Raw genomic sequence first — 7,682 nt, 5'->3', positions numbered from 1 at the left:
CCCATCACCATCTCTCCCCATCCCCCGCCCATTTTCGCCGCGTCCCACCCCCGCCTGGCCCCCCCCACCCCACCCCCCCCCCCCGCCCCCCGCCGCCCAGGGCGAGGAAACTTCAAATAATATATTTTCAATTTCGTCAGCTGTTTTAAAGCGTCCAACAGTACGGGTGAGTGGTTCTGTATTTTGCCCCAAGATTCGACCACCAGAAATGTCTTGGTTGCGGTTTCTTAGTTCATCCAAAACATCCGTTAAACCAACCCCCAAAGCCTGCAAGCGGTCTAAATCAATATTGACGCTAACTTCTTCTTGAAGACCTCCTGATACATCGACTCCAGCTACACCCGGTACAACACTTAGCTCGCGAGCTAATTCTTCATCAGCAAAAACACGCAAATCAACACCACTTAGAGAAGGTGACGTGAGTGCAAATTCATAAACAGGTAGCTGAGAAGGATCGACTTTAAAGATACGAGGTTCTTCTATGGTGTCTGGTAAACCACTTCTCGCTCTGTTAAAAGCAGCTGTTGCATCGTTGAGAGCTTGGTCAATATTTCCACCGGGCTGAAAGTACAAGTCCACATTGACCTGTCCCTCACGGGTTTGGGAATAAACTTGTATAACACCTTCAGTAGCAGAAAAAGCTTCTTCTAAAGGTCTGGTGATTTCATCAATTGCTACTTCTGGTGAAACTCCTGGTGCTTCCAACCTTACACCAATCCGAGGATAAGTAATTGAAGGCAGCAAATCTACTGGTAATTTAATGATAAAAAAGATACCTAAAACAATAACCGCTAGCGTCAACATGAGTGTACCGATATGCTGACGGATTGATATGGCGCTAACACTAAATCCGCTATTTTGGTGTACCTGCTGCATAAATCAGTGCTGAGTGCTAATGTTCTTTAAAATAGGGAGTGGGGAGTGGGGAGTGGGGAATAGGGAAAAACTCAATGCCCAATGCCCAATGCCCACTTACTGTTGTTTCTCTGAAAGGATGGAAAGTCTCACAGCAGCACCATCTTTCAATGGTCTGCCACTGCGAGCCACAAATCTTTCTCCTGGTTGCAAGCCTGATAATATTTCTACTTTGCCATCAGCTTTTTCCCCTAGCGTTACTGCTCTAGCTGTCACTGTTGCTTTTTTGTCTGCTTCTGTCACCACAAATATTTTTCCTTGGGTATTGGCGACTGGGGATTGGGAATTGGGGCTTGGGGCATTATTGCGTCTGCGCTGCTCCCCTGCTCCCCTGCTTCCTTCTACCCCTCCTCCTGGAAGGGCTGTTTCAGGTATCAGCACTCTGGCTTGTGCTTGAGTTTCAAAATTAGCTCTTGCTAGTAAGCCACTGCCAATTCTGCCGTCACCATTGGGTATCACTACTTCTACGGGTATTAGACGAGCTGTTCTATCTGCTGCAGGAGAAATACGCGTAACTTGTCCAACATATGTTCGATCTGGAAAGGCATCTAACCGCACTTTTACGGATTGTCCTACCCGAATTTTTGCCAGTTCTAATTCAGAAACTTGAACTTCAATTTTTACGCGGCTGAAGTCTCCTATTCTCAAAACTTCATTGCCAGCTTGAAGAAAATTTCCCGGTTCTGTCACTTTTTCTAACACTGCTCCGGTAATGGGAGAAATGAGCCTTGCATAGGAACGGCGTTCTTTTGCTTCTGCAAGCACTGCTTGTTGTGCAACAACTCTACCTTGCGCTGCGCCTAATGCTTCTTGTTCTGTACGGACTTGCTCTTGTGCTGCGCGGAGTACTTGAGCTGCTGTCTTGGCTTGAGTGCTTGCTTGTTCGGCTGCTTGTTGTGAAATCGCTCCCTCTTTTACTAATTTCTGCTGTCTGCTGGAGTCTGCTTGCGCTTGTTGTAGTTGTGCTCTGGATCTTTCGACTTCAGCACGTGCATTGCTGACTTGTGCTTTTGCTCGTGCGACTTCTGACTTGAGAGCTGCTAATTCTGCTTCTGCTTGATTCTGAGCGGTTCTTAACAGGGCATCATCCACTTGTCCGATCGCTTGCCCTTGATTGACGCGATCGCCTACATCTACATTTAATGCTAATAGCTGCCCTTCGACTCGCGATCGCAGCGATACCGTCCGAAAGGGTACAGTGGTTCCTGTATATTCTGGTTCTTGACGCAGCAATCCAGTTCGAGCTGTTGCTACATCCACAGGTATTGCACCTCCACCCCTTTGATTGTTTCCCGGACTTTGTGACTGCGCTTCGGCTGATTCTTTTGGCAACGAACCACAACCTGCTATCAGCAGTCCTGCACTGAGTATTGAAGCAATCAAAATGTTTTTTCGACAAACCTGTTTTGGCATGGGGGTGATGTTTGGCTGTTGTAATTGCCTTTCAACCGTACAAGTTTGCCTGCGTGTTCTTTTCCGTATTTTATTTCCTTCCAAAAGCATTGACATTGCTCCTACTAGGGTAGTTTACTTAACCCTTTAGTTTCATTTTCTAAAAGTTTATACTCTAAGTAAATAAATATCATGCTACCTTAGCCGCTTTAACGATGGCAAATTCAGCGACTGTGATTTCCCTGGATTCTATGTATTTATATTTACATAAATCTGTTGGATTTCTTACCTGAATTCTAACAATTGTTAATTTTTTTTTAGATCTACCTAAAGTCAAGACTTAGCCTCGTATCAATCTGTTCCTCTGAAGCTAAACTGTATCGCACTGTGGAACACACACGAGACTGCAAAAAATCTAACTTATGACAGTTGTTAAAAAAGTTAAGATACTCATTTTTCCCATTGTAGCAAAACTATCAGCTATTCTCTTAATCTGTAGATAATATTAAAAAAAATCAAGAAATCTGGTATTTAAGACACACATAGTGTATCTAATCCCAACACTTGATGAAACTTTATATTGGAGAGGAAGACTACCAGTGACAGCACTACTTAAACTTGCACAAAGCTCTGATGAATCTCTATTGATTGACTTTTTTCAAGAATCCGTTGGGATGTGGCGGTCTGAACGGCGCTATTATACACTACCAGATGGAGAAACCAAAGAAGTCGTAAGTATAATAACCATCCGCTTTTTAACCGCAGGATGCGAGGAATTGCAAAAACTAGCTCAAATGCACGATCTGCCAGAGACAGTTAGTTTGAGATGTGGTGCTGAAGTCACTTGGGAAAGTGCCAATTCCGTAACAGGAAGGAAAGAGTCTAATGGTTCAACGCTGTTTGGTGCATTGGGAAACATTTTGTATCGCGATCGTGGTTTTGCAACAACTAAGCCCATTACTGCTGAATATCATTTCCCAAACCCCAAAACCCTATGTTTGAGAACGGAGTACAACGGTTCAGTTTTTGAGGAAGAGTTAAAGCTTATCGGTACCAAGTACCGCACGCGTCAGTCAATCATCTCTCGTGCAGGCGAACAAATCATGATCGGTCAGTATTTGGAAAAGAGAATAGATTAGGTTTGTAGTAGCGCTTTAGCGCATGCATCGCCAGCTACAAGCCAAAGACAGAAAATTTACACCCCTTGGATTTTTGAAATATACGTAAGTAAATTGGTGTAAATAATCATTACCGATTTGTAGTTCTAGTGCATGCGCTAAAGCGCTACTACGAACCGAAGATAGAAAATTTACACCTCGTTACTATAGTTTGATTTTTTCTTTCCACTTGCTGATTTTGTATAACAAAAGCAATCTATTTACGTACTATTATTGAATTGTAAACTTTTGATTTTAAATTTAAATTTTTACTTTTGAATTTGGAAAAAAACCTAGAGAAAAGCTCACTTTTAAGAGAATACAGTACAAAGTAAAGTAATGGTATCCTGTTTTTTAGGAGGACTTATTTAATGGGAAAATTCTTTCTTCCTCCTCTTCCCTCAGACGATCAGCCATCCCAAAGCATACACCTTGATGTGTTGCTTCTGAGGCAACTTGAAGAAGCTATTTGCCAAAAGTTTTACAAAGCTTGCGGTCCTATAATGCGATTTTTGTTGTCGAGTTGTCACTGGTATTTCACAATCAATGCTGGGACATTGACGCTACTCATTATCTGCTATGACTTAGAAAGTTACTGGCATATGGCGAATGTTGTTCCCGATATTTTTAAAAAATTAAAACTATTTTCTAATAGTGCTAAAATCCGCTTGTGTCCCCCCGTAGACAAGGGAGTTCCTTGGGAAGTTGGGATGGATGAAGTTTAGGTGACAGATTTAGATTGAGCCAAAATGGGGGCTCTAGGTGCTAACTCAATAAAGTTTTATTGTTCAAACGTATTTGCGCTTGGTAGGATCGGATCAAGAACGGTCTCAATTACCAACAATTTTGGTAAAATTATGCCAAGAAAAGAACAAGGATGGATTACGTTTCAAACCTCGGAGGAGGAGAGAAAGATTTTAGAGGAATTTTGCCAGCAGTCTCAGCGCACTAAAACAGAAATTTTGCGGGAATTAGTGAGAAGTCTCAATGAACAGCCTTCTGTATCGCCATCGCGATCGACTCAGCGCCGTGGAAAAGATGATGCTTGGGGTAGTGAAGTCAGCCCTAAGATAGATGTTGTAGGTCAGAAAAAACCTTTAAAAGTTAGTTCTCGGAATATTTTAAAAGGAGTTGTCAAACGAGTTATTACAGGAGCCGTCAATACTGAGGTTACACTAGAGATCGTTCACAAAGTTGAACTTACCTCAATTATCACTCGAGTTTCAGCAGATGAGTTGGAACTGACGGAGGGTAAAGAGGCTTATGCTGTGATCAAGTCTAACGATATTGTCATTGCTAGCGAGTAAGCTTGAGCTTCATTTGCTGTAACTTTTATACAAAATTAAGTCAGGAATATTGCACGGAATTGTGCCCGTCCATTGTATAGGACGGGCAAGGATGCCCATTTCATAGGAATCAGGATGCTCATCCCATAAGAATAAAGATGCCCATCCCGTAAGAACGTATATTGGGTATTTTTTATTTGGAATGGCTTTTGGTCAAAATACGAAATTTTGACTACGATTCAACCTTGACACCTCTCCAAAAGGCGATATACCCTTCAATATTCTTTGCTTTTTCCTTTGCACTGGGATAGTACCAAGCCGCATCCTTGTTAAGTTGTCCATCCACTTCAATGCTGTAGTAACTAGCAACACCCTTCCAAGGGCAAGTTGTATGGGTGTCGCTTTCCTTAAAGTATTCCTTGTTGACTGCGTTAGGAGGGAAGTAATGGTTGCCTTCCACAACTACAGTGTCATCGCTTTCAGCTATAACAGCACCATTCCAGATTGCTTTGGGCATAGGTGATAAATACTTGTGACTATACATATAATATTATCGTTAGCACCTAACTTTGCAACCCTTGGAGACAATTGAAGATGTTATTTAAAATAACAGGGCGCATTTACGAATCCGAAAGCGGAGCGGGAATTCCTCACTTAGTTGTGGAAGCTTTTGATAAAGATATTTTTAAAACCGACTACTTAGGGCAAACAATAACGAACAACAACGGTCAATTTGAAATAACTTACTCTGAAGCTGATTTTAAAAAGAGTTTTGAAAAATTTGAAGGCAATCCCGATTTATATGTTGTTGTTAAATCCCCCAATCTTGCCAGAATTTTATACACCAGTGAAAAAAATCTTCGCCCGGATGCAAGCACTAACGAACATTTTGATATAGCCCTGCCCAAAGCAACTTTGCTTGCCTATCAGCAAGACTGCTCTCACGAGAATAAACAATTGCTAAAAATCCTGCTTGGTGTCGCTTGGCTCGATGGAACACTCGCACCGGGAGAACAAGAATATTTATTGAAATTAGCGACTGAAAAAGGAGTGGCTGAAGATTCAGAAATTAAAAGTTTATTATCAGAAAATCAACCTGTTTCGCCGCAGGAGTGTTTTAACTGGCTAGAAGCTTACCTAGGCAAAAATCCCAGTCCGCAAAAATGCGAGTCATTAAATAAAGTCTTAGCAAGTTTATTGACCAGTGATGAAGAAATTACCGATCGAGAAAAAGAATTGTTAGCAGTTTTTGCTGATAAAGACACTCGTCAAACCATCCTCCAGCAACGTTTAGGGCGTATCTTCCTTGACCCTAACTTCCTGGCTCAAGTGGTTCCCGATCGCTTAGAGTCACCAGCACAAGCACGTCAAAATCTTAGAAAAGGCTATGCTTATGCTCGCATTCCTCAGGCTGTCATGGGTAAAGTAACAGCTCTCCAGTGCAATCCACAAGTCAAAGAAGAATTAGCCCATCGCTTTTTAACAGACAATTACGCCCCAGTGCGTGAAGAAATCACAGCAGAAAACTTAGAAGTGATTGGACAACTCCCACCAGAGTTGTCAGGGATGTTTCTCCGGATTGGGCCAAACGCCCGTTTTGCCCCCCTAGGACTTTATCACTGGTTTGATGGGGATGGAATGATTCATAGAGTGCATATTAATGACGGTAAGGCTTGTTATCGGAACCGTTATGTTCGTACTGAAGGGTTTGAGATTGAGCGAAAAGAAAACAAAGCCATTTGGCCAGGATTGCTTAATCTACCTCGCTTCGATCAACCCCATGGAATTATGATGAAAAATGTTGCCAACACTGCTTTAGTGTGGCACAACGGACGATTACTCGCTCTGTGGGAAGGGGGAGAACCCTATGAACTCCGCCTCCCCAACTTAGAAACAGTTGGACCTTATACCTTTGACAATCAATTGACTTTCCCCTTCACCGCCCATCCGAAAATCGATGTTCAAACAGGGGAAATGATGTTCTTTGGCTATCAACCCCTTACCAAGCCATACATCCAATACGGCATCGTCTCAGCAGAAGGAAAAATTGTCAAAACCATTCCTGTTGACATTCCTTCTCCCATTATCATGCACGATTTCGCCATTACTCAAAACTACTCCATCTTCATGGATATGCCTCTCGCTTTCAAGGCAATGCGAATTATGGTCGGTAAAGTTCCCATCGTTTTTGAAGGCGATCGCCCCAGTCGTTTTGGCATTATTCCTCGACATGGAGGACAGATGCGCTGGTTTAAGGTGCCAGCTTGTATGGTTTATCATACCGTCAATGCCTATGAAGAGGGAAATGAGGTAGTTCTGGTAGCCTATCGGATGGACTCTACTCAACTATTTATCCCCGATCCAGAAAATGCCTACGATTTCGTCAAAGATAACGCTAAGAAGGACAAAATCGAACCAGAAATGACAAAGTTATATCGTTGGCGGTTTAATCTATCTACCGGTCAAGTCAAAGAAGAAATGCTTGACGATGAAATTGCTGAATTCCCCCGTATCAATGAGAATTTTGTAGGGCGCAAGATGCGTTATGTTTACGCCGGACTAGGAGCCGTTTACATGGAACGCCCTGTATTTGACGGGATCAAGAAGTACGACTTAGAAGCCGGAACAGCCCAAAGTGTATATTTTGGACGCGGACGCTTTGGCGGTGAATGCGTCTTTGCACCCCGTCCTGGTGGTACAACCGAAGATGACGGATGGGTGCTAACCTATATTTACGATGCTGTGAAAAAGCGTTCGGAATTGGTTGTTTTGGACGCTCACAATATCACGGCTGAACCCATTGCTCGCGTGCTTATCCCTCAACGAATTCCCTACGGTTTCCATTGTGAGTGGGTTTCCTCTGAGAAAATGGCAACTCAAATCTGTAATTCTTAATCTCCCGCCAAAAGTAAAGTCTGAAGTTGAGACTCAA

General features: G+C 42.7%; 8 protein-coding genes. 4 read left to right on the top strand and 4 right to left on the bottom strand.

The window, feature by feature from the left end:
• The 3 genes from F7734_RS24995 to F7734_RS62220 form a co-directional block, all read right to left on the bottom strand.
• The coding region (locus F7734_RS24995) for an efflux RND transporter permease subunit (RefSeq protein WP_243147064.1) at nucleotides 1–876 on the bottom strand (876 nt) is incomplete at its 3' end.
• A 96-nt stretch (nucleotides 877–972) separates the two neighbouring features.
• A complete protein-coding gene (locus F7734_RS24990; RefSeq protein ID WP_243147070.1) occupies nucleotides 973–2,328 on the bottom strand; it encodes an efflux RND transporter periplasmic adaptor subunit in 1,356 nt (451 codons plus the stop codon).
• Between the two features lie 169 nt (nucleotides 2,329–2,497).
• On the bottom strand, nucleotides 2,498–2,644 hold the full coding sequence (locus F7734_RS62220) for a hypothetical protein (protein WP_207714200.1): 147 nt from the start codon (nucleotides 2,642–2,644) through the stop codon (nucleotides 2,498–2,500).
• A gap of 262 nt (nucleotides 2,645–2,906) precedes the next feature.
• Here F7734_RS62220 and F7734_RS24985 point away from each other — a divergent pair, with 262 nt between their 5' ends.
• From F7734_RS24985 to F7734_RS24975, 3 genes are all read left to right on the top strand, one after another.
• Entirely contained in the window at nucleotides 2,907–3,446 is a 540-nt protein-coding gene (locus F7734_RS24985) for a phycobiliprotein lyase (RefSeq protein ID WP_166482130.1), read from the top strand.
• 389 nt (nucleotides 3,447–3,835) lie between these two features.
• On the top strand, nucleotides 3,836–4,189 hold the full coding sequence (locus tag F7734_RS24980; protein WP_155747291.1) for a hypothetical protein: 354 nt from the start codon (nucleotides 3,836–3,838) through the stop codon (nucleotides 4,187–4,189).
• A gap of 132 nt (nucleotides 4,190–4,321) precedes the next feature.
• Complete coding sequence (locus F7734_RS24975) at nucleotides 4,322–4,771, top strand: molybdopterin-binding protein (protein WP_155747289.1); 450 nt, start codon at nucleotides 4,322–4,324, stop codon at nucleotides 4,769–4,771.
• Nucleotides 4,772–4,982: 211 nt separating this feature from the next.
• Here F7734_RS24975 and F7734_RS24970 read toward each other — a convergent pair whose 3' ends face one another.
• Nucleotides 4,983–5,267, bottom strand: coding sequence for a DUF427 domain-containing protein (locus F7734_RS24970; protein WP_155747288.1), 285 nt, complete (start codon nucleotides 5,265–5,267; stop codon nucleotides 4,983–4,985).
• A 77-nt stretch (nucleotides 5,268–5,344) separates the two neighbouring features.
• On the opposite strand from F7734_RS24970, the gene F7734_RS66240 reads away from it, so the two are divergent.
• Nucleotides 5,345–7,645, top strand: coding sequence for a carotenoid oxygenase family protein (locus tag F7734_RS66240; RefSeq protein ID WP_155747286.1), 2,301 nt, complete (start codon nucleotides 5,345–5,347; stop codon nucleotides 7,643–7,645).
• Nucleotides 7,646–7,682: the final 37 nt, after the last annotated feature.

Source organism: Scytonema sp. UIC 10036, from assembly GCF_009725235.1.
Note: the sequence above shows the minus strand (reverse complement) of the source record. Positions and strands in the feature narration are given on the sequence as shown.